At 63.8% G+C, this 19,918-nt stretch carries 20 protein-coding genes; 6 read left to right on the top strand and 14 right to left on the bottom strand.

Annotated elements, in window-relative coordinates:
* Positions 1 to 8: 8 nt before the first annotated feature.
* Positions 9 to 1,082, bottom strand: a complete 1,074-nt coding sequence (locus tag N5A93_RS05340; RefSeq protein WP_268954044.1) for an extracellular solute-binding protein — start codon at positions 1,080 to 1,082, stop codon at positions 9 to 11.
* A 342-nt stretch (positions 1,083 to 1,424) separates the two neighbouring features.
* Here N5A93_RS05340 and comD point away from each other — a divergent pair, with 342 nt between their 5' ends.
* Positions 1,425 to 1,922, top strand: coding sequence for a sulfopyruvate decarboxylase subunit alpha (gene comD, locus N5A93_RS05335; protein WP_268954043.1), 498 nt, complete (start codon positions 1,425 to 1,427; stop codon positions 1,920 to 1,922).
* 1 nt (position 1,923) lies between these two features.
* On the top strand, positions 1,924 to 2,478 hold the full coding sequence (gene comE, locus N5A93_RS05330; protein WP_268954042.1) for a sulfopyruvate decarboxylase subunit beta: 555 nt from the start codon (positions 1,924 to 1,926) through the stop codon (positions 2,476 to 2,478).
* 62 nt (positions 2,479 to 2,540) lie between these two features.
* Here the strand turns inward: comE and N5A93_RS05325 are convergent, their stop codons facing one another.
* From N5A93_RS05325 to N5A93_RS05265, 13 genes are all read right to left on the bottom strand, one after another.
* Positions 2,541 to 3,848, bottom strand: coding sequence for a TRAP transporter large permease (locus tag N5A93_RS05325; protein WP_268954041.1), 1,308 nt, complete (start codon positions 3,846 to 3,848; stop codon positions 2,541 to 2,543).
* Positions 3,849 to 4,031: 183 nt separating this feature from the next.
* Positions 4,032 to 5,078 (bottom strand): TRAP transporter substrate-binding protein, encoded by a 1,047-nt coding sequence (locus N5A93_RS05320; protein ID WP_268954040.1) that lies wholly within the window; start codon positions 5,076 to 5,078, stop codon positions 4,032 to 4,034.
* 79 nt (positions 5,079 to 5,157) lie between these two features.
* Positions 5,158 to 5,619, bottom strand: a complete 462-nt coding sequence (locus N5A93_RS05315) for a TRAP transporter small permease subunit (protein ID WP_268954039.1) — start codon at positions 5,617 to 5,619, stop codon at positions 5,158 to 5,160.
* Between the two features lie 291 nt (positions 5,620 to 5,910).
* Positions 5,911 to 6,600, bottom strand: coding sequence for an SDR family NAD(P)-dependent oxidoreductase (locus N5A93_RS05310; protein ID WP_268954038.1), 690 nt, complete (start codon positions 6,598 to 6,600; stop codon positions 5,911 to 5,913).
* A 48-nt stretch (positions 6,601 to 6,648) separates the two neighbouring features.
* The gene (locus N5A93_RS05305; RefSeq protein WP_268954037.1) at positions 6,649 to 7,977 is read right to left on the bottom strand and encodes an acetoin dehydrogenase dihydrolipoyllysine-residue acetyltransferase subunit; all 1,329 of its coding nucleotides are present in this window, start codon (positions 7,975 to 7,977) and stop codon (positions 6,649 to 6,651) included.
* A gap of 80 nt (positions 7,978 to 8,057) precedes the next feature.
* Positions 8,058 to 9,218, bottom strand: coding sequence for a TRAP transporter substrate-binding protein (locus N5A93_RS05300; RefSeq protein ID WP_268954036.1), 1,161 nt, complete (start codon positions 9,216 to 9,218; stop codon positions 8,058 to 8,060).
* Positions 9,215 to 9,502 (bottom strand): hypothetical protein, encoded by a 288-nt coding sequence (locus tag N5A93_RS05295; protein WP_268954035.1) that lies wholly within the window; start codon positions 9,500 to 9,502, stop codon positions 9,215 to 9,217. Before N5A93_RS05295 ends, N5A93_RS05300 begins: the two co-directional genes overlap by 4 nt.
* Positions 9,499 to 10,443, bottom strand: a complete 945-nt coding sequence (locus N5A93_RS05290; RefSeq protein WP_268954034.1) for an NAD(P)-dependent oxidoreductase — start codon at positions 10,441 to 10,443, stop codon at positions 9,499 to 9,501. Before N5A93_RS05290 ends, N5A93_RS05295 begins: the two co-directional genes overlap by 4 nt.
* Positions 10,440 to 10,898 (bottom strand): VOC family protein, encoded by a 459-nt coding sequence (locus tag N5A93_RS05285; RefSeq protein ID WP_268954033.1) that lies wholly within the window; start codon positions 10,896 to 10,898, stop codon positions 10,440 to 10,442. The genes N5A93_RS05290 and N5A93_RS05285 overlap by 4 nt, the downstream gene beginning before the upstream one ends.
* Positions 10,895 to 13,135 (bottom strand): alpha-ketoacid dehydrogenase subunit alpha/beta, encoded by a 2,241-nt coding sequence (locus N5A93_RS05280; protein WP_268954032.1) that lies wholly within the window; start codon positions 13,133 to 13,135, stop codon positions 10,895 to 10,897. Before N5A93_RS05280 ends, N5A93_RS05285 begins: the two co-directional genes overlap by 4 nt.
* Before the next feature lie 57 nt (positions 13,136 to 13,192).
* The gene (locus N5A93_RS05275; RefSeq protein WP_268954031.1) at positions 13,193 to 14,497 is read right to left on the bottom strand and encodes a TRAP transporter large permease; all 1,305 of its coding nucleotides are present in this window, start codon (positions 14,495 to 14,497) and stop codon (positions 13,193 to 13,195) included.
* Positions 14,498 to 14,508: 11 nt separating this feature from the next.
* Positions 14,509 to 15,021, bottom strand: coding sequence for a TRAP transporter small permease (locus N5A93_RS05270; protein WP_268954030.1), 513 nt, complete (start codon positions 15,019 to 15,021; stop codon positions 14,509 to 14,511).
* A 243-nt stretch (positions 15,022 to 15,264) separates the two neighbouring features.
* Positions 15,265 to 16,050: an IclR family transcriptional regulator gene (locus N5A93_RS05265; protein ID WP_268954029.1), complete on the bottom strand. Its 786-nt coding sequence runs from the start codon at positions 16,048 to 16,050 to the stop codon at positions 15,265 to 15,267.
* On the opposite strand from N5A93_RS05265, the gene N5A93_RS05260 reads away from it, so the two are divergent.
* The 4 genes from N5A93_RS05260 to N5A93_RS05245 all read left to right on the top strand — a co-directional run bounded on the left by N5A93_RS05260 (position 16,049) and on the right by N5A93_RS05245 (position 19,896).
* The gene (locus N5A93_RS05260; protein ID WP_268954028.1) at positions 16,049 to 16,273 is read left to right on the top strand and encodes a hypothetical protein; all 225 of its coding nucleotides are present in this window, start codon (positions 16,049 to 16,051) and stop codon (positions 16,271 to 16,273) included. The genes N5A93_RS05265 and N5A93_RS05260 overlap by 2 nt on opposite strands.
* 50 nt (positions 16,274 to 16,323) lie before the next feature.
* Positions 16,324 to 17,904 (top strand): ABC transporter substrate-binding protein, encoded by a 1,581-nt coding sequence (locus N5A93_RS05255; protein WP_268954027.1) that lies wholly within the window; start codon positions 16,324 to 16,326, stop codon positions 17,902 to 17,904.
* Between the two features lie 78 nt (positions 17,905 to 17,982).
* Positions 17,983 to 18,951 carry an ABC transporter permease gene (locus N5A93_RS05250; RefSeq protein WP_268954026.1) on the top strand — a complete coding sequence of 323 codons (969 nt, stop codon included), beginning with the start codon at positions 17,983 to 17,985 and terminating at the stop codon, positions 18,949 to 18,951.
* 12 nt (positions 18,952 to 18,963) lie between these two features.
* Positions 18,964 to 19,896: an ABC transporter permease gene (locus N5A93_RS05245; RefSeq protein ID WP_268954025.1), complete on the top strand. Its 933-nt coding sequence runs from the start codon at positions 18,964 to 18,966 to the stop codon at positions 19,894 to 19,896.
* Positions 19,897 to 19,918 lie beyond the last annotated feature (22 nt).

Here is a 19,918-nt window from a genome sequence, read left to right as displayed (position 1 = left end):
CGTTGGTCTCAGTTCGCGGCTTTGACGCGGTCGAGAACGCCACCCTCGATCACCTCGAGGCCCGCGGGAACCGGCGGATACCACTTGATGTTGTCGACGGCTTCAGGCGGGAAACTGGCCTGATACTTGGCTTTCAGCGCGTCCGAGGCGAATTCGTCGGCGCCCTTGGAGGCGGTGAAGTTACCCGCGGCATCGGTGATCATCGCCGAGATCTCGGGGCGCATGACGAAGTTGATCCAGTCATAGGCGGCATCATCCGCGCTGCCCTTGGCGGGCAGGACGAAAGTGTCGATCCAGCCCAATGCGCCCGATGTCGGTGCGACAAAGGTCACGTCCGCATTGTCCTCGTTCAGCTTCCAGCCGCCAGTGTCCCAGGCCATCGCCGCGACGACCTCGCCCGAGCGCAGGAGGTTCATCAACTCGTCGCCGCCGGTCCAGTAAGCCTTCACATTGGGCTTGCACTCGATCAGCTTGGCTTCGACCTCTTCCATCATCTCGGTATAGGCGGCCTCGTCGCCATAGGCGGCGAACGGGTCCATCCCCATCGAGAAGGCAAAGCCGATCAGGGTCGGGCGGCGCAGGCGATAGGACACCTTGCCGGCCACTTCGGGCGCGCAAAGGTCGGTGTAGTCCTTGACCATGTCTGCCTCGGCGGTGTTGAGCACAAGGCCCGAAGTGCCCCAGACATGGGGCACACCATAGACTTCGCCGTCGACGGTGGTGTTGGCCTTGGTCGCCTCGAGCATCGAGGGCACGAAAAGAGATGAGTCGATCTTGGACAGGTCGATGGGTTTGTAAATGCCGAACTCGGCCTGCGGTCCGGCGATCCGGTCCTGGCTGGGCTGGGCAAGATCAAAGCCGCCACCGCCGGTCGCGCGAAGCTTGGCGATCATTTCCTCGTTGTTGGAAAGGGTCACTTCGACGCTGTGGCCGGTTTCCTCTTCGAATTTGGTCACAACGTTCTCGGGTGCGTAGCCGCCCCATGTCAGCAGGCGCAGCGTTTCAGCGGCCGCGGGCTGGCTCAGCGCCAGAAGGCCCGCGATCGCTGTGGCAAGTGTCACTTGGGTCGATGTCGTCTTCATAATGGTCCCCGTCTGATGAATCGAATAGACGATCCCACATGCCACGAACGCGCAAAACTTTCATGACAGCGGATTGTGATGTGCCATATTTACGCGCCTTGAAAGTGGAAGTGTCAATCCCGATCAGGGCTTGACTTGCCCCGCGGCGACCTCATCCCTGAGGTGAGGTTGCCGGTGGCGGGCGAGAAACCCGTTGTTCACGCATCAATACCCAAGTAGCATCCCGGCATCCAGACGACCCGGCCGCTTTGTCGCGCCGGGAGCGGATCGCCGGATATGTCCGAACCCGGTAAAGGTGCCAGTCGTCTGAAGTTCAATCATTGCAAAGGTGAAAGACCGCCAATGTCCATAGATAGCCGTATTACCGACGATCTGGTTGCCAGCAGGATCGAGTTCGTCACCACTGTGCCCTGCAAGCAGCTCGCCGGTGTGATCGACGAGATCGACAAGCGACCCGAAATCGCGCATGTCCCTGCGAACAAGGAAGACGAGGGGATGGGGCTTTGCGCGGGCGCCTGGATGGGGGGGAAACGCCCTGCGATCATCATGCAGAACACGGCTCTGGGGGTGACGCTGAACACGCTGGCGACGCTGACCCAGTTCTACCGGATGCCGCTGCCGATGCTGATATCCTACCGCGGCGAACTGGGCGAGCCGGTGGCTTGTCAGGTTGAAATGGCAATTCATACCAAGGCGCTGCTGGCGCAGATGCATATCCCGGCCTATCATTTCCACGATCAGGCGGATGTTGCTGAACTGCCGAAAATTCTTGAATACACATTCATGTGCAACAAGCCGGTCGCGATCCTGACCGATGCAAGTTTCTGGGGAGGCTATTGAGATGATCCGTTCCGAAATCCTGAAGGAAATCGCCCCGATCCTGCGTGATGAGCTTGTCGTGTGCAATATCGGCATTCCCAGCCAGGAATTGCATGCCATCGACGACCAGCCGAGCAATTTCTACATGCTGGGCACGATGGGCCTGGCGTCGTCAATCGGTCTAGGCCTCGCGCTGGTGCAGCCCAAGCCGGTCATCGTCATCGACGGGGACGGCTCGGTTCTGACCAATCTGGGGACATTGCCGACCATCGCCAACAATGTCGCGGATAACTACATCCTGTTGATCATCGACAACGGTTCTTACGGATCGACCGGCGATCAGCCCACCTATGCCGGGCGCAAGACGTCGTTGGCCAAGGTCGCCGAGGCGTGTGGCTGCGAGCGCGTCATCGAGTGCAGCGCCGAGGACACCGGGCGCGTGCTGCAAGAGGCGCTGGAGGCGCGCAAGATGACCGTCATCGTCAGCAAATGCGAAAGCGGCAACGCCAAGATGCCGGTCATTACGATGGATCCGGTCGTCATCCGCGACCGTTTCATGAAGACCGTCGAGGCCTGACGACGCGCAGGAGGGCCGGTCAGGCCCGTCCCGGCGCGTTTCTGGCTGCCTGAACGGTGGCGCTATTTCAGCGCCATCGGCAACCATGTGGCTATCTGCGGAAACAGGAAGATCAGCGTCAGGCCCAGGAACTGCAACAGCACGAATGGCCCGACCGATTTGTAGACATCGCCCATGCTGACATCACGTGGCAGCACGCCTTTGATCCAGAACAGCACGAAGCCGAAGGGCGGGGTCAGATAGGCGATCTGGATATTCACGATAAACAGTGCGCCAAACCACAGCTTGTCGATCCCCAGGCTGTCGATGATCGGAATGAACAGCGGCGTGCAGAGCATGATGATCGCCCAATCGTCCATCACCATGCCAAGGACCAGGATGATCAGCATCATCATCAGCATGATCCCGGTGCTGCCGCCGGGCATCGCCAGAACCAGCTCCGTCAGAAGATCCTGACTGCCCATCGAGTTGAACACGTTGAGATAGATGGTCGCCCCGATCAGGATCCAGAGCCCCATCCCGGTCAGCTTCAGCGTCGAAACCAGCGACTCGCGGAGTACATACCAGCTCAGGCGCCCATAGAGAGCGTTGATCAAGAAGGCGCCAGCAGCCCCGAAGGCCGCTGCTTCGGCCGGGGTGGCGATGCCGCCCCAGATCACGCCCAGAACGATCGCGATCAGCACCGCGAAGGGCCAGATGCTGACGACCGCGAGCGCCTTTTCGCGCCGGGTAAACTTCATGTCCTCGGGCAGGCCCGGTCCCAGATGCGGCTGAATCCGGCAGCGCACGCCGATATAGATCACATAGAAGGTGGCCAGCATCAGGCCTGGAATGAGACCCGCCATGAAAAGATCGCCGATCGAGACCTTGGCCAGCAGCCCGTAGAAGATGAATGGCACGCTTGGGGGGATCAACGCACCAAGTGCCCCGCCCGCCGCAATCGAGCCGATGGCGATCGAACGATGATAGCCGTATTTCATCATCGACGGATACGCGATCTGGCCCATCGTCGTGGTGGCGGGCGGGGTGATGCCGGTCACGGCCGCGAAGATCGTGCAGACCTGCACGGTGCCCATCGCCAGCCCGCCGTTGATATGGCCGATCAGCTTATAGACCGCGTCATAGGCAGCTTCAGCGATCCCTGAGAATCGTATGAGCCCGCCCATGAACAGGAACAGCGGAACCGTCACCAGGATCGAATTCCAGGGTGTCGAATAGAAGCCGCTTGGCACGGACATCAGCGCGCGAGGTTCGAAAATCATCGCGAAAATCACCGCGGTCCCGCCAAGGCCGAAAGCCACGGGCAGTCCCATGAAAAGCAATGAAAACAGAACGATGAAATACAGCGCGGTGATGAGTTCGAGGCTCATGGCGTTTCTTTTTTCCTTGTTGTTCGGCTGTTCACGGGATCATTCGAAAAGGTTGCGCCACGCCACTCCGGCGATCCGGCGCCGTGCTGGCTGAGGCCGCCGGCCCGACAGTACAATGCAGGCCGACAGTGACGTTGGCCGCGCCGCACGCAGGGTGCGCGGCGCAGCTTTCGTCCTGTCGGATCAGTATGCGCCGACTTCCTTGAGGTATTTCTTCCAGAGCTCGACGCCGCGCGCGTTCCCCTCGGACTGCTCGGCGATCTGCGGCCAGACATCGTTGATCGACTTCTCGCGCATCCGTGCGATTTCCTCGTCGGAAAGCTCGATGACTTCGCCACCCGCATCCCTCAGAATCTGCAGCGCCTCTTCGACGCCGTCAGCATGCATCTGGCTGGTCTCGAAATAGGTCTCCTCGAAAATCCCGTCGATCTGGTCGCGCTGCCATTGTGTCAGGGCGTTCCAACTGTCGAGATTGATGAAGATTTCCTGATGCTGCGCGGGGTTCCATCCCGGCATGATGGCATAGTCGATCACCTCGTGGAACGACATGTCGTCGATCCCGCCGGTATCCCAGTAGGTGCCTTCGATCGTGCCAAGCTTGATCGCGGTGTAGATGTCACCTGCATTCATCGACACGGGCGAGCCGCCCATTGTGGAATGGAACAGCGCCTGGGGTCCGCCGGCGCGCATCTTGTGGCCTGCGAGGTCCTCCATCTTGCGCACGGGGAACTTGGTGAACATGGCGTTGGGACCCTGGTTGCTCCAGCCCGCCCAGTGCAGGTTGCGCGCATGGGCGGCGTCCTGGACGATCTCGCCGATGCGATAGTCGGGGTCGCCCCACATGGCTTCCCATGCCTGCTCGGGGCTGTTGGCGCCCATCGGCATGCCGAAGGCCAGCATGCCTTCGGGCATGTCGCCACCATAGACCGTGGCCCAGCCGGCATAGCCATCGGTCTGGCCTGCGGCTGCTGCGGTGAAGGCCTCTGCGCCGCTGACCAGCGCGCCTGCGGGCTCGACGCGGATTTTCACCGTGCCTTCGGTGGCTTCCTCGACGGCCTCGACCCAAGGGATCACGCCGTTGTCCCACCCTGCGTCGGTCTGGTCGAACGCGGGCTGGAAGACCCATTCGGTCACTTCATCGGGGGGGCCGTCCTGTGCGATGGCGAGTGAGCCGGAAACGGCCACGGCCCCCGCAGCCAGGAACGTCCGGATAAATAGGTCGTGTTTCATTGTTTCCTCCTTTGAAAATTGATTTTGGTCTTTTGGTTGGTACTGCCCGGTCGTGCCCCGGGAACGGTGCACGTGGTGCCTAATGCTGTGCTTCGCGGCCCGTAAGAGTTCGCAAATCGCGCAGAAACTGTTTGAAAACAATAAGAAAAACGAGAACCCCTGTCAGCGGAATTGCGAACTTGATGGGGTAGATCGGAATTGGCACGGCCGTCGGTGTGACCTGCTTGAGCTTGAGCGACAGCATTGCCGCATCATAGCCTTTCCAGATCAACACGGCGAGGAAAATAAAGGCGACCGGCGCGGTTATGACGTCCAGGATTGCCTTCGTGCGGGTGCGCGCATTCGCATAAAACAGGTCCAGTTTGACGAAGCTGTCATGCTGCAACGCATAGACGCCGCCGGTGCAGGCCAGAAGCACCATCGCCGCCTGAAGCGAGGTGCCGATCCACATGGATGGCTCGTTCAGGATGTAGCGCATGAAGACGTCGGAGACGCCGAAGGCCATGCAAAACAGGATCAGAATCCAGCCGATGCGGCCCATCACGGCGGAGATCGCGGCGCAGGCCGCTTCAAGGCCGCGCATCAGCATCGCTTTTTTTCCTTGATTTTCAATGTCGTTCCCTCCCGTCTCAAGACTAGGCCCAGAGATGTGAAAAGATATACCGCCAGAGAAGAAGGAGATATGAGTCCAGTCTCGGCGCCCGGAACGGCCCGGTCTTGCGCCCGCGCAGACGGTACGAAACGTCCGTTTTGTACGCCGCTTTCGTACAGGATTCCGTCCCGTGCCCGGGTATTCGGTACAGAACCCTCGAACCGGCGCGCGATGCCGTGGTCAGTACTGGTCCTCGGCGTCGCAGTTCACCGTCATCTCCGCCACCGAGGCGTTATTGGGCATGTCGAGCGCGAGCCCGACCATGTCGGCCACGTTCTCGGGCTGGGTCATGTCCTCGGGGGCGATGCCGGTCACGCCGCGGGTCATGTTGGTGCGAACGCGCCCCGGACATACCGCGGTTGCGCGCACGCCATCCTCCCAGCCCTTGCGACGCAGCCCGTGGCTGAGGGCGAGGGCGGCGTGTTTGGTCACCCCGTAGGAGCTGCTGGCGGCGGAGCGCACGCGTTTGCCCGACAGGGACACCAGCAGGATCACCCGGCCCTGGCCGCAGGCGACAAGATCGCCCCAGGCCGCCCGCGCGAGGCGGCGTGGCGATTTCACGTTGATCTCCCACATGCGGTCGAGCGTTTCGTCTTCGATCTCGACCACATCCTCGGGGACCATGATCCCGGCTGAGCAGATCACCGCGTCGATCCGGCCGAAACGCGCGCGGGCGGCGTCCACCCAATCCGCTTCATCGCAGGCGGTGGCGTCATGGCGCACCACATGCGCATCCGGGAAGCGTTGCGCCAGGCTGTCAGGGTCGCGCGCGCCCAGCGAGAGCGACCAGCCGCGTTGCGTGAGCAACTGCGCGATGCTGGCACCGATTCCGCCGCTCGCGCCGGAGATGAGGGCAACTCTGTTTTCCATGGGGGGCTCCTTTGAATTCCGTGTCGTCCGTCCGGCATCGTCGCGCGTTCAGGGCAGTTGCGCCAGCAGAGGTTCGATCCGTTCGGGTATTTCATAATGCGGCATGTGGCCGACACCCCGAAAGAGGTTGAGCGCCACATGGCCCGGCGCATGAAGCGCATGACGCCAGGGGATCATGCGGTCCTCGCGCCCCCAGATGATGCGCGTCGGCATGTCCAGCCGCTCAAGCGCGGCGCGCATATCGAAAGCCTGAACCCCGTCGGGGAACAGCGCATCCGCCAGCGCCGATTGCGCCGCGCGCAGCGCGGGGTCGCGCCGGCCCGCCGCGGCGGCCTGAACATAGGACCAGCCGATCGCATCGGGATCGGCGGTGAGCAGTTTCATCCAGGGCCCGAGGCTGTCGGCGCGGGTGGCGCGGCACATGCCCGAGATCGCGTCGCCGTTGATTTCGGGGCCGAGGCCCGCGGGCGCGATCAGCGTCAGTGACGCGATCCGGCGCGGGCGCGTATCGGCAAGCGCGAGCGCCAGCGCAGCGCCAAGGGAATGGCCGACAAGGTGGCAGCGTTCGGTGTCGATGCTGTCGAAGGCATGGCGCAGGTATCGCACGAGGTCGGCGAAATCCGCGATCCGGCCCAGCGGCGAGCGGCCATGACAGGGCAGTTCGATGCGGTGAACGGCGCGATCGCGGCCAAGCGGTCTGGCGAGCTTTTCCCAGCCGGATGCATCGGCGAGAAAGCCGTGAATCATCACCATGGGAAGGCGGTCGCCGCCGCCCGTGGACAGCACCGAGAGCGGGCCGGGCGGGTTTTCGGGTTGCAGGGGCGGTGCGGCGGATGCCGGGGCCGACGCGTCGGCGGCGGCGAGCACATCCGATTTCTGGATGCGCGCGGCGGGGCCGGTGCCGGTGATGTCCCTGAGCGAAAGGCCACGTGCCCCGGCCTCGGCGCGGGCGACGGGTGTGGCGAGAACGCGGCCATCGGACGGGCCGGCGGCGGGGCCGGCGGCAAGGGGCGCGGCTTCGCGTGGCGCGCGGTCCTGTGGGGCAGGGTCCTGTGCGGAGGGCGTGGATTCATCCGGCGCTGCGCTGGGAGGTGCGGGTGCGGGCGCGGGGGCTTCGGGCGGCGGCCCGACCTTTTCACCGGCGGCGTATATCCAGGCGACCACGCTTTCGACGGGGGCGCTTTCGCCGCTGGCGAGGGCGATGTGATGCAGATGCCCGTCATGTTCGGCTTCCACCTCGACGGCGGCCTTGTCGGTCTCGATCTCGAAAAGCACGTCGCCCTTCGTGATCTCGTCGCCTTCGGCGCGGTGCCATGTTGCGATGCGGCCTTCCTCCATGTCCTTGTCCAGACGCGGCATCGTGACTTGATTGGGCATGCGTGACCTTTGCGTGAAGTGATGCTGTTCGTGCGGCAGATGAGCCGCCCCCGGCAAGCTGCGCCGGGGGCGGTAAGGGATCAGGCGTCGTGGACGTAGAGTCCGCTATCGGTTTCCGCCGCTTCGCGCAGTTTTTCGAACGTGTCGATGGAGCCGACCAGCTCTTTCTTGACATCGTCCCATTCCGGGCGCTGCGCGCCTGCGGCATCGACCCATTGGGCCATCTCGTCGTCGGTGGGCGAATAGAACTGGACACCGGCGGCGGCCATTTCGTTCATCGCGAAGTTCCGCGAGGATGGCACCTGTGAGAGGTTTTGCAGGAAGGTGATGCGCGCACCCCATTCGACGGCTTCGCGGGTGTCGCTGTCGAGCGCGTCGAACCATTCGGCGTTGCAGGAATAGACCCCGCCATCGGGCACCGTGCGCGTGAATGTGACATGCGAGACGATGTCCTTGAAGCCGAACAGGTTGAGCCCCATCACATTGGGGTCAAGCGCGTCGGCCACGCCCTGGCGCAGCGCCGAGGGGGTTTCACCCCAGGCGATCGGCGTCGGGTTGGCCCCCAGCAGGCTGTAGGTCTGGGCCAGGATCTTGGAGCCGGGCACGCGGAACTTGATCCCGCGAATGTCCTCGGGCGTCTTGACCGGCCCGTCGCGCAGCCCGCGCCGGACGCTGACGGTGCGCGGATCGACCGGCTGGTAGAGCAGCACCTTGAAGCCGCTTTGGGCAACCCGTGCGTCGACTTCGGACTTCCAGATGTCCGAGGTCACGAGGTTGACGAATTTCTGGTTGTCGCCGCACCAGAACGGGAGGTTGATGATATCCACCGCCGAGGCGAAGGGCGCGAAATTCGCCATCGAGTGCTGAGCGGCCTGGATCGTGCCGTTCTGGACCTTTTCGGCCAGTTCAGCGCCCGCGCCAAGCGACCCGTTGGGGACGAGGCGCACATAGACCTTGCCGCGCGAGGCGTTCTGGATGTTTTCCTTGAGATGCAGTTGCATCACCGGGAAGGTGCGCGTGGTGCCAATGCGATAGGCGGTGGCGATGGTCATCACATGATCGGCGGCGGCTTCGCGTTCGGCCTCTTCGGCGCTGGTCTGCGCCTCGGCTGCCGGAACGCCGAGCGTGCCCGCGCCCACCGCCGCGACGGCGACGGTGAAACCGGCGGTGCCGGTGAGTTTCAGGAAGTTGCGCCGGTCTTCGGAGCTGGGGGCTTCCATGGGGTTCCCTGGGTTGGTCATTGTCTCTCCTCCTCTGGTTGAAACTCTGATGCCCGGTCTGGTGCGTGCCGGGATTGTTGGTTTTTCCGCGTCTCTTCCCGGATCAGGAAGACGATCGCCAGGAACGTGCTGGCGAGCAGCAGAAGGAATTCTGTCTGTGCCGGGAGCCGGGGGGCGGTGAAGCCGCCCAGCATCGCCGCCTTGGCCAGCACGATGCCGCCCATGAAGATCGCGAAGAGCAGCACCGCCGCCAGCCCGGTCAGGCGGTGAAGCAGGCTGCGCCGGGCGGGGGCGGGGGTGGTCATGGCTTGTCCTCCTCGGGGTCCGGGCCGGGTGCGGCTTCGGCCAGTTCCTCGATCAGCAAGAGCATGGCGGTGCAGTCGAGATCGCCCATCTTCATCGGGCCGGCGCGCGCGAAGAGATCGCGCGCGGGTGCGCCAAGCGAGAGCGGCACGCCAAGCTGTTGCGCCAGGGCCAGACCCAGCGAGATGTCCTTTTCGCCCATCGAGAGCGGGAAATCGGGCGTGGTGTCGCCGCTGAGCACCTTGGCGGGGAAATTGACGTTGATCTGGCCGCGCCCGGCGGTGGTGTTTTGCAGCACATCCGTCGCCGCCATGCTGTCGATCCCGGCGCGGCGCGCCATGGCGAGGGTTTCGGCCGTCATCACCATGCCGACCATCGCCATGTAATTGTTGACGATCTTCATGCGGATGCCGCTGCCCTTGGGGCCAAGATGCACGGCCTTGTCCGAGATCGGCAGGATCACCGGCTGCGCGGCGTCGAAATCGGCGCGCGAGCCGCCGACCATCACGAGGAGCGTGCCTTGCGCGGCGTCCTTCGGGGTGCGCCCGACCGGGGCGTCGAGCACCCGCAGTCCGGCCTCGGTGAGGGCATCGTGCAGGGCGATGCTGGTGTCGGGGAGGATGGTGCTCATCTCGAGGAGCAGCGCGCCCTTGGCGGCGCTTTCGGCGATGCCGCCCGGCCCGAGGCAGACGGTTTTCACATGTTCGTCGCGCGGCAGGATCGTCATGATGATCTGTGCGCCTGCGCAGGCTTCGGCGACGCTGGCGCAGGGCTGGCCGCCAATGGCGGCGAAGGTTTGCAGGCGGTCGGGGTCGATGTCGTGGCCGCGCACGTCATGGCCCGCCGCGACCAGCCGCGCGGCCATGCCGCTGCCCATCGTGCCGAGGCCGATGAAGGCGACGGTGTGGGCGGGAACGTCGGGGATCGGGGCGGGATGGGTCATGCGGGGGCCTCGGCGCGGAACTGCATGAATTCGACCACCAGCCCCTCGGGGCCTTGCAGGTAGAACACCTGGCTGACGCCGCCGCGCATGGGCTGGGGTTTCGAATTGGGCCGGTAGCCCGCCGCGATGGCGCGCTCATGGGCGGCGTGCACGTCACTGACCTCGAAGGCGAGATGGGTGAAGCCGGTGTCGCATTGCGCGGGGGGCAGGGACTTTCCGGTCGGTCTGAAATAGTGGAACAGTTCGACCCGGTGATCGCCGCAGCGGTAAAGCCCCCAGCGCAGGCTGACATCAGGCAGGCCGACCACGATGGAGAGCTCGGCCTCGCTGCGTTCGGGTATCTCGCCCTCGACGGCGAAACCGAGGAAATCCACCAGAAACCCGCGCATCGCATCGAAATCCTGAACGCAGATGGCGGTGTGGTGAACCCGTTTCACAAGATCCGAGACGCTCATTTCATGACCTCCGTGCGGTTAAGATTGCGATCGCCGATGACCTGGCGCAGCGCGGCTTCGACATCGCTGGCGCGTGCGAAGGCGGCTTCTTCCAGCACCTTCGAGACCACGGCCGAGGATTCGGTGCCCGTCACATGCAGGATTTCGTAATCCAGCAGGTTGAACAGCCGCCGCTGCGCGTCGTTGACGATGCGCGAGCCGATCGAGGTGCCGCGCGTGGTCTGTTCCACCATCAGGAGCGCATTGGTCTTGCGCAGGCTGGCTTCGATCGTGTCCCAGTCGAGCCCGAGCGGGTCGAGCGTGCGCAGGTCGATCACCTCGGCGTCGAGCCCGGTGCTGTCGGCGACATCGCAGCAGATATCCACCATCGGCCCATAGGTGAGGATCGTGGCACCGCGCCCTTGCCGCGCGACGCGGGCCTTGCCGAAAGGCACGATGTAATCCCAGTCGCTGACCGGCACGCGCCCTTTCCTGGAAAACAGCTGGTGATATTCCAGCACCAGAACCGGATCGTCGCAGGCCACGGCGGCATTGAGCAGGCCGATATAGTCATGCGGCGTCGAGGCGGCGACAACGCGCCAGCCCGGATAGAGCGTGAAAAGCCCGGCGGCGTCCATCGAATGCTGCGATCCGTAGCCGGTGCCCTGGGTGACGCGGCTGCGCACCACGACCGGCACCGGGAAGCCGCCGCCGAACATGTGCCGCACCTTGGCGATCTGGTTGAAAAGCTGGTCGGCGGCGACCAGCGCGAAATCGGGATACATGATCTCGACCACCGGGCGCATCCCGTTGAGCGCCGCCCCGAGCGCCACCCCGGTAAAGCCGTTTTCGCAGATCGGCGTGCCGAGCAGCCGGTCGGGGAAGCGCTCGCCGATGCCGCGCGTCGCCCCGGCGGTGCCGCCGCGCAGGCGGTGAACGTCTTCTCCCATGATGAAGAGATTGTCGAAACGCTCCATGTTGAGAAGCATCGATTCCGAGATCACGTCCTGAAAGCGGGCCTCGCGGCTGTCGGTGTCGGCCAGATCGGATTCTTCCTGCTGGCGGCGGTCCTTCAGTTCCGCGAGGTCGCCCCGGATGCCGAATTCCACGGTGGCCGGGTCGGGCCAGAGGCTGGGCAAAAGGCGGCGGGAGTCGCCGCTGCCTTCGATCAGCCGGTCGAGCACCGAATCCACGGCGCCCTGGGCGCGACTCCGCAGCCGGTCGGTATCGGCGGCGTCCAGAATGCCCAGCCGTTCAAGCCGGGCCGGGAAGGTGCGGACCGGGTCGCGTTCGAGCCACGACTCTTCCTCGTCCTTGTCGCGATAGCCGAAGGCGCTGCCCCGGAGCGGGCCGGACTGGTGCAGGTGGCGATAGGTGCGCGCCTCGAGCAGCACCGGCCCCGGCGTTTCGGCCATGAGGGAGCGGGCGATTTCCATGGCCCGGCGCGCCGCGATGACATCCATCCCGTCGAAGGTGATCGAGGGCACGCCAAGCGCCAGCCCCCGCGCACTGAGCCGGGTTTCGCGGGTCTGTTCCGAAAGGTGGGTCGAGACCGCATACAGGTTGTTTTCGACGACGAAGACGGTGGATGTCTTGTAGAGCGCGGCAAGGTTCATCGCCTCGTAGGCGGTGCCCATCTGCATCGCGCCATCGCCGAAGAAGGCGACCGAGATCGCGTCGCTGCCGCGCATCCGGTCGGCCAGCGCGTAGCCCACGGCGTGGGGGATGTTGCCGCCGACGATGGCATTGGAACCGAGCACGCCCGCGCCCGGTTCGCGCAGGTGCATCGAGCCGCCGCGCCCGCCGCAATAGCCCGAAGAAAGGCCGAGGATTTCCGAATAGGTCGAAAATAGCACTTCCTGTGACTGCTGCGAGACCTCCTGTTCCAGCGGGTTGTAGCCCGCGACCCTGGCATGGTTCAGGGTTTTGGCGAGGAACTGGTGATGCATGCGGTGCGTGCCGTTGATCTTGTCCGCCGAGTCGAGCGCCGACATCAGCCCGACGGCGGCGCCTTCCTGGCCGATGCTGGCATGGGCGGGGCCGTGCAGCAGTCCTTCCTTGCTGAGTTCGAGCAGCCGTTCCTCGAAATGGCGGATCAGGAAAAGCTGTTCCAGCATCGCGGCCAGTTCGGCCACGGGAACGGCGCGCAGGTCATCGTCATCGGCGCTGAGAGTCCAGCAAGGGGTCTCGATCGCGAGCGGCGCGAGGTTTCTGGTGTCATCCGCGCCGGGTAGAGGCTTGCTGGCGGGTTGCGTCATGAAGCGGTTCCTTTCAGGTATGGCGGGTGGTCCCGATCCCGGCGTGCCGGGGCGGGGTCACATCCACCATGTGGATATTGCGGGCACATAGGCGATCAGCAGCACGACGATCAGCATGCTCAGCACATAGGGGAGCGCGCGCGCGGCGACCGACAGGATGGGCTGTCCGGTCACCGAGGAGATCACGAAGAGGTTGAGCCCGAGCGGCGGGGTGATGAAGCCCACGCCAAGCGAGGTGATCAGGAAGATGCAGAACTGAATGTCGTTCATGCCGATTTCCTGGGCGAGCGGGAACATGATCGGGGCGAGGATCACGATATTGGGGGTGGCCTCCATCACGCAGCCCGCCAGAATGAAGACACCCAGCATGAGCAGGATCGTGATGTTGGGATCCTCGGTGATCGAGCGGATAAGGTCGGCAAATCCCTGCGGCACCTGGACCAGTGTCAGCGCCTGCGCCAGTGGCAGGGCAACGGCGATGATCGGCACGATGATGCCGTTCACCTTGGCCGAGCTCCACAGCATTTCCGGCACCTCCGCGAAGGTGAGCGTGCCGCCGAAGAAGCCGATAAGCAGGGTCAGGGCGACGGCGACCGCCGCGGCCTCGGTCGGGGTGAAGATGCCCGAATAGATTCCGCCCAGGATCACGAAGGGAATGGAGAGCGCGAATTTCGCCTCCCACAGCGCCCAGAGCCAGTTCCTGAAGGAAAAGCGGGTGCTGCTGTTCTCGTAGCCGTGAATCCGGTTGAGGATGATGTTGGTCACCATGATCGACACCAGCACCAGCACGCCGGGCAGGATGGCCGCAACGAACAGGCTGGCGGCCGAGATGCCCAGGATCATGCCGATGATGATATAGGCGATCGAGGGCGGAATCAGGATTCCGGTGCAGGCGCCCGCCGCCACCAGCGCGGCGGCATAGCCCGTGGGGTAGCCCTTTTCGACCAGGCGCGCATAGGTCATGCGCCCGACGGCGGCGCAGCCCGCCGCGTCGGAGCCCGAGATGCTGGAAAAGAACCCGCAGCCCAGCACCGTCGAGGTGCCCATGCCCGAGCGCAGCGATCCCATCGTGGCCTCGGCGAAATCCAGCAGTTTCTTCGACAGGCCTGTGCGCACCAGCGCATCGCCCGTCAGCAGGTAGAGCGGGATCGCGATCAGCGCGTAATGGTTCACCCCGCCGAACAGGCTTTCGCCCAGAAGCGAGAGCGGCAGCGCGCCTGTCAGCCAGAGCATCGTGAGCGCGGTGATCCCGAGCGCGACCCAGATCGGGATCGCCAGCACGAAGAGGACGCCCAGCAGGATCAGCGGGAAGATCACGTCCCAGCCGATGTCGAGCGAGGCTTCTGCGGTTTGATACAACATGCCGGTCCCCTTCAGTCGAACAGTTTCTCGCCCGACAGCGGGGGCTGGTTGGCGCGAAAGGCGCGGATATCCGCCCACAGCACGCCGATGGCGCGCAGGAAGACGAGGGTGAAGCCGATCGGCACCGCCACCAGGAACCAGGTGCGGGGCAGGCGAAGCCCCTCGGAGACCGAGCCGAAGCGCAGCGAGGTGACGATGGGTTCGAGCGACCAGTAGAAGGCGAAGACCGCGAAGCCGATGATCGCAAGGCTGCCGAGCATCGAAAGGGCGGTGGCGCCGCGCGGCGGCAGGATATCGGACAGGATGGTGAAGCGGATATGCGAGCGGTTGCGCACCCCGACCGCAGCGCCGATCCAAACGAAGTAGACGAAGGCGAAGCGCGCCGCCTCCTCGCCCCAGATGGAGGAGAAGTCGAAGACGAAGCGGCGGATCACCTCGATGACGATGACAAGGACGATGAAGGCATAGAGCCAGAGCATCGCCAGGCGTTCGGCGTTGCGCCAGAGCCTGCCGAAGCCGCTCATGTCGGGCGGCCCATACGGGCCGGCGACTGACGGGGCCGCCACAAGGGGGTGTTCGGAACCATGCAACTCTCCTCCCAAAATGCTGCATAAGTCATTATGTGATCCACAATGGATCAATATTCGATCACATGTCAATCGTGGGCATGCGGAAAGACGACCCGATCCGATGGCGGGACCGGCCAAGCCTCGCGCTCAGGGGCGAGTTTCGATTGTTTCCGGGTAGTTAGGATCGCGCGGGAAAGATCAGTCCGGGTAGCACCTGGCGAGGCCTGCGGCGGCCGTCCGCATGGCGGGCAGGAAATCGCGAAGACCATCGAGGGTCTGGCGGGCGCTGGGGGCGACCAGGGCAAGGCCCATGCTGTGCTGATTCTGCTTGAACAGGACCGGGACCGCGATGCCGATCACGCCCTCGAAACATTCCTCGTTGTCGATGGCGACGCCGCTTTCGCAGATGATATCGAGTTCCGCCTCGAGCGCGTCGCGCTCGCAGATCGTGTTGGCGGTGCGCCGCGACAGTGGAATCGCATCAAGGTATTTGCGCCGCTGGGCCTGTGGCATCTTGCTGAGAAGAACCTTGCCGATGGCCGAGCAGTGCAGCGGCACGCGGCTGCCCACATCAAGGCGGAAGGCCAACGGCCAGATCGCCTCGACCCGGTCCAGATAGACGATCTGCCCCGAGGAGACCGCCCCCACATTGGCGGTTTCGCGGGTGTCGATGACAAGCTGCCGGAGGATCTCGTGCCGGGGACCGCGCGAGGCGGCGCCTTCGAGCACGTCGCCGGCGATGTGAAGGAGTTCGTCGCCTTCGATGATACGGGTGCCGCCGCCATCGCGTTTGAGCATGCCGAGTTTGATCAGGTTGCTGATCAGGCGGTTGGCGGTGGGCCGGGGCAGCGAGAGTTCCTCGGCGATTTCGGACACGGTCACGGAATGGCGCGGCGACGAGGTGACGTATCGGATGATCTGGAAGGCTTTGGCGACCGTTCCCGAGCCGTTGTTCGCCGCCGTATCGAGGCGCTGTTCATTCATGGAGATAGCCAATTTGATGGTCTTCTTGGTCTGGCGCACGGGCCGGGAATATCGCGGGATGGGCAGGTTACCCGATTGTCCGGAAGAGGGCAATCGCACCATGCCGCAAGAGGGGCCGGGGCGTAAGGCGATGATTTTGCCGGGAAAAGTGTCGAATATGTTTGTTAACAAAATTCCGCAAAAAAATCCCTTGATTGTCAACAAAAATTGGATACGATTTTGAGGACGCTGCCGAAGAAGCGCGCCTTTTTCATGTCCAACACGGAGAAACACATGACCTTCACATCCCGTCTTACATCCGGATTGGTCGCCACCGCGATCGCGGCGCTTATGGCGGGCACCGCCGGGGCGAACACATTGCGGATGGCCGATTCCACCGACATCGCCGCCATGGACCCGCATTCGATGACCGAGAGCAACACGATCGGTTTTCTGAACCATGTCTATGAAGGGCTGGTGCGCTACAACCAGGACCTGGAAGTCGAGCCCGCGCTGGCCGAGTCCTGGGAATTCGTCGAGCCGACCCGCCTGCGTTTCAAGCTGCGCGAGGGCGTCAGTTTTCACAACGGCAACCCCTTTACCGCCGATGATGTGGTCGCCTCGCTCGAGCGGGCGGCGCATGAGACATCGCCGGTCAAGAGCAACATTCCCGGCATGGAATCCATCGAGAAGGTGGACGAGCACACGGTCGATCTGGTGCTTTCGGGACCGGACCCGATCGTTCTGAACTACCTGACCAATATTCTGATCCTCGACCAGGAATGGATGGCCGAGCATGACGCGCTGCTGCCGGCCGACATGCGCGGCGGGCGCGAGAACTATGCGGTCGCCAACTCCAACGGCACCGGGCCGTTCATGCTGGAGAGCCGCCAGCCCGATGCGCGCACCGTGCTGGCCGTCAACGAGGATTGGTGGGACGAGCCCGAACATAACCTGACGCGAATCGAATTCAGCCCGATCGGATCGGACGCGACGCGAATTGCCGCGCTCTTGTCCGGAGAGCTGGATTTCATCACGCCGGCGCCGCTTCAGGATGTCGAACGCATCGAGCGTGCCGACGGGGCGTCCGTGATCATCGCACCGGCGCTGCGCACCATCATGCTGGGCCTGAATCACACCGATAAGCTGCATAATTCCAACCTGACCGACGAGAACCCGCTTCAGGACGTACGGGTGCGTCAGGCGCTGTGGCGTGCGATCGACATGGAGCTGATCCGCAAGAAGGTCATGCGCGACATGTCACGCAACACCGCGCTGCTGGTTGCACCGCCGGTGCCCGGTTACAGCGAGGAACTGGACGTGCTGCCCCCCGCCGACCCCGAAGCGGCCAAGGCGCTGCTGAGCGAAGCCGGTTATGGCGAGGGTTTCGAGGTCGGTTTCGATTGCCCGAGCAGCCGCTATGTGAACGACGAGGAAATCTGCCAGGCGATTACCTCGATGTGGTCGCGGATCGGCGTGGATGCGAAGCTGACATCCCAGACTCCTTCGAAGCATTTCGAAAAGGTTCTGGCGGGCGGCGCGGATATCTTCATGGTGGGCTGGGCGACACTGCCGATGCTGGACAGCTACAGCGTTCTGTCGGCCCTGCTGCACACCAAGGGCGATCGGATGGGCGCATGGAACCCGGGCGGCTATTCCAACCCCGAGCTTGACGCGCTGACGGCGAAGGTGGCGGTCGAGCTTGACCTGGAGAAGCGCGATGCGATGATGAGCGAGGCGCTCGGGATCGCGCGTGACGAGGTTGCCATGATCCCGCTGCACCAGCAGCCCCTGGCCTGGGCGGTGCGCGACGGCGTGAGCCTTCCGATCACTGCCGACAACAAGCCGCGCCTCTGGTACGCGACGGTCGAGTGATCCTTTGAGGGTGGGCCTGCGGTTGCGCGCAGGCCCATTCGCTATCCCGTCCACCTGTTCAACCCGGAGGGTTTCATCATGGTTGCGTTCGTCATTCGCCGTTTGCTTCAGTCCGTCTTGGTGATGCTGGCTGTCGCCCTTATCGCCTTTACGATGTTCCGTTTCATCGGCGATCCGGTGAACAGCATGTTGCCGGAAAACGCTTCGGGCGAGGATCGCCAGGCCCTGCGCGAGAATCTGGGTCTGGACCAGCCGGTGACCGTTCAGTTCGCCCGCTTCGTGACCGGTGCCGCGAAGGGCGAGTTCGGCATTTCCTACCGCAACAAGCGCCCGGTTTCGGAAATGATCGCCGAGCGGCTGCCTGCGACGCTGGAACTGGTGCTGGCCGCGGCGGTCTTTGCGCTGCTGCTGGGGGTGCCGATCGGGATCTACACGGCGTTGCATCCAAAAGGAATTCTGAGCAACATCCTGAATGTCGGTTCGCTGATCGGTATTTCGGTGCCGACCTTCGTGACCGGCATCCTGCTGATCCTGATCTTCTCGGTCTGGCTGAACTGGCTGCCCTCGTTCGGGCGCGGCGAGACCGTGCAGATCGGCTGGTGGAGCACCGGGTTCCTGACGGTGAGCGGCCTGAAGTCGCTGATCCTGCCGGCGGTCATGCTGGGCCTCTTTCAGGTCACGCTGATCATGCGGCTGGTAAGGGCCGAGATGATGGAGGTCCTGCGGTCGGATTTCGTGCGCTTCGCCAAGGCGCGCGGGCTGACCAACCGGGCGGTGAATTTCGGCCATGCGCTGGGCAACACGCTGATGCCGGTGATCACCATCGTCGGCCTGCAACTGGGTTCGATGATCGCCTTCGCGATCATCACCGAGACCGTGTTCCAGTGGCCGGGGATGGGCCTGCTGTTCATCCAGGCGGTCAGTTTCGCCGATATCCCGGTGATGTCCGCCTACCTCGTGCTTGTCGCGCTGGTATTCGTGGCGATCAACATGATCGTCGATCTTCTCTACTTCGCCATTGATCCGCGCCTGTCGGTGCGGGCGTGAAGGAGACCTGACATGGCCCTTGAAGTCTATCCCCAATCCCGCATTGCGGCGATCCTGAAGAGCGATATCTTCTATCGTTTCCGCACCTCCTATGTGACCGTGGCGGCGGCCATCGTGACGCTCTGCATCGTGATGGCGGCGCTGCTGGCGCCCTGGATCGCGCCGCATGACCCGTTCGATGTCTCGACGCTGAGCCTGTGGGACAGCGAATTGCCCCCGGTCTGGATGGAGGGCGGCGATCCGCGCTTCCTGTTGGGCACCGACAACCAGGGCCGCGATGTCTTGTCGGCGATCCTCTATGGGTCGCGCATTTCGCTGGCGGTGGGGTTCGTCAGTGTCGCGCTGGCCATGGTGATCGGCATCGTCGTGGGTCTGGTCAGCGGATATTTCGGCGGCATGGTGGATGCGTTCTTCATGCGGATCGCCGACGTGATGCTGAGCTTTCCGACGATCCTGGTGGCGCTGCTGGTCAGCGGTATCGCGCGCGGGGCGCTGCCGCGCGAGATGCATGACAGCGCCGCGCTGATCGTGCTGGTCTTCGCGATCACGGTGACGACCTGGGTGCAATATGCCCGCACCGTGCGCAGCTCCACCATGGTCGAGCGCGGGCGCGAATATGTCTTTGCCGCCCAGCTGGTCGGGCGACGCCCGCTTGCCATCCTGTTCCGGCATATCCTGCCCAACGTGATGGGGCCGGTTCTGGTGATCGCGACGATCAACCTGGCGATGGCGATCCTGATCGAGGCGACGCTGTCTTTCCTCGGCGTCGGGATGCCGCCGACGAACCCGTCGCTGGGCACGCTGATCCGGATTGGCAACGAGTATCTGTTCTCCGGCATCTGGTGGGTGGTGATCTTCCCGTCGCTGACGCTGGTGGCGCTGGTATTGGCGGTGAACCTGCTGGGCGACTGGCTGCGCGACGCCCTGAACCCGAAGCTGCGCTGAAGCCGAGAAAAGGAGCGACCAA

It is taken from the genome of Roseovarius salincola (assembly GCF_026891095.1).
GTDB classification, from domain to species: Bacteria; Pseudomonadota; Alphaproteobacteria; order Rhodobacterales; family Rhodobacteraceae; genus Roseovarius; species Roseovarius salincola.
The sequence above is the reverse complement of the archived record's forward strand: the minus strand, read 5'-3'. Positions and strand labels throughout refer to the sequence as shown.

Bases quoted from the DNA above. Each gene is read 5' to 3' on its own strand.
- N5A93_RS05340 (WP_268954044.1), bottom strand. From the start codon at position 1,082: ATGAAGACGACATCGACCCAAGTGACACTTGCCACAGCGATCGCGGGC.
- comD (WP_268954043.1), top strand. From the start codon at position 1,425: ATGTCCATAGATAGCCGTATTACCGACGATCTGGTTGCCAGCAGGATC.
- comE (WP_268954042.1), top strand. From the start codon at position 1,924: ATGATCCGTTCCGAAATCCTGAAGGAAATCGCCCCGATCCTGCGTGAT.
- N5A93_RS05325 (WP_268954041.1), bottom strand. From the start codon at position 3,848: ATGAGCCTCGAACTCATCACCGCGCTGTATTTCATCGTTCTGTTTTCA.
- N5A93_RS05320 (WP_268954040.1), bottom strand. From the start codon at position 5,078: ATGAAACACGACCTATTTATCCGGACGTTCCTGGCTGCGGGGGCCGTG.
- N5A93_RS05315 (WP_268954039.1), bottom strand. From the start codon at position 5,619: ATGGGCCGCATCGGCTGGATTCTGATCCTGTTTTGCATGGCCTTCGGC.
- N5A93_RS05310 (WP_268954038.1), bottom strand. From the start codon at position 6,600: ATGGAAAACAGAGTTGCCCTCATCTCCGGCGCGAGCGGCGGAATCGGT.
- N5A93_RS05305 (WP_268954037.1), bottom strand. From the start codon at position 7,977: ATGCCCAATCAAGTCACGATGCCGCGTCTGGACAAGGACATGGAGGAA.
- N5A93_RS05300 (WP_268954036.1), bottom strand. From the start codon at position 9,218: ATGACCAACCCAGGGAACCCCATGGAAGCCCCCAGCTCCGAAGACCGG.
- N5A93_RS05295 (WP_268954035.1), bottom strand. From the start codon at position 9,502: ATGACCACCCCCGCCCCCGCCCGGCGCAGCCTGCTTCACCGCCTGACC.
- N5A93_RS05290 (WP_268954034.1), bottom strand. From the start codon at position 10,443: ATGACCCATCCCGCCCCGATCCCCGACGTTCCCGCCCACACCGTCGCC.
- N5A93_RS05285 (WP_268954033.1), bottom strand. From the start codon at position 10,898: ATGAGCGTCTCGGATCTTGTGAAACGGGTTCACCACACCGCCATCTGC.
- N5A93_RS05280 (WP_268954032.1), bottom strand. From the start codon at position 13,135: ATGACGCAACCCGCCAGCAAGCCTCTACCCGGCGCGGATGACACCAGA.
- N5A93_RS05275 (WP_268954031.1), bottom strand. From the start codon at position 14,497: ATGTTGTATCAAACCGCAGAAGCCTCGCTCGACATCGGCTGGGACGTG.
- N5A93_RS05270 (WP_268954030.1), bottom strand. From the start codon at position 15,021: ATGAGCGGCTTCGGCAGGCTCTGGCGCAACGCCGAACGCCTGGCGATG.
- N5A93_RS05260 (WP_268954028.1), top strand. From the start codon at position 16,049: ATGGAGATAGCCAATTTGATGGTCTTCTTGGTCTGGCGCACGGGCCGG.
- N5A93_RS05265 (WP_268954029.1), bottom strand. From the start codon at position 16,050: ATGAATGAACAGCGCCTCGATACGGCGGCGAACAACGGCTCGGGAACG.
- N5A93_RS05255 (WP_268954027.1), top strand. From the start codon at position 16,324: ATGACCTTCACATCCCGTCTTACATCCGGATTGGTCGCCACCGCGATC.
- N5A93_RS05250 (WP_268954026.1), top strand. From the start codon at position 17,983: ATGGTTGCGTTCGTCATTCGCCGTTTGCTTCAGTCCGTCTTGGTGATG.
- N5A93_RS05245 (WP_268954025.1), top strand. From the start codon at position 18,964: ATGGCCCTTGAAGTCTATCCCCAATCCCGCATTGCGGCGATCCTGAAG.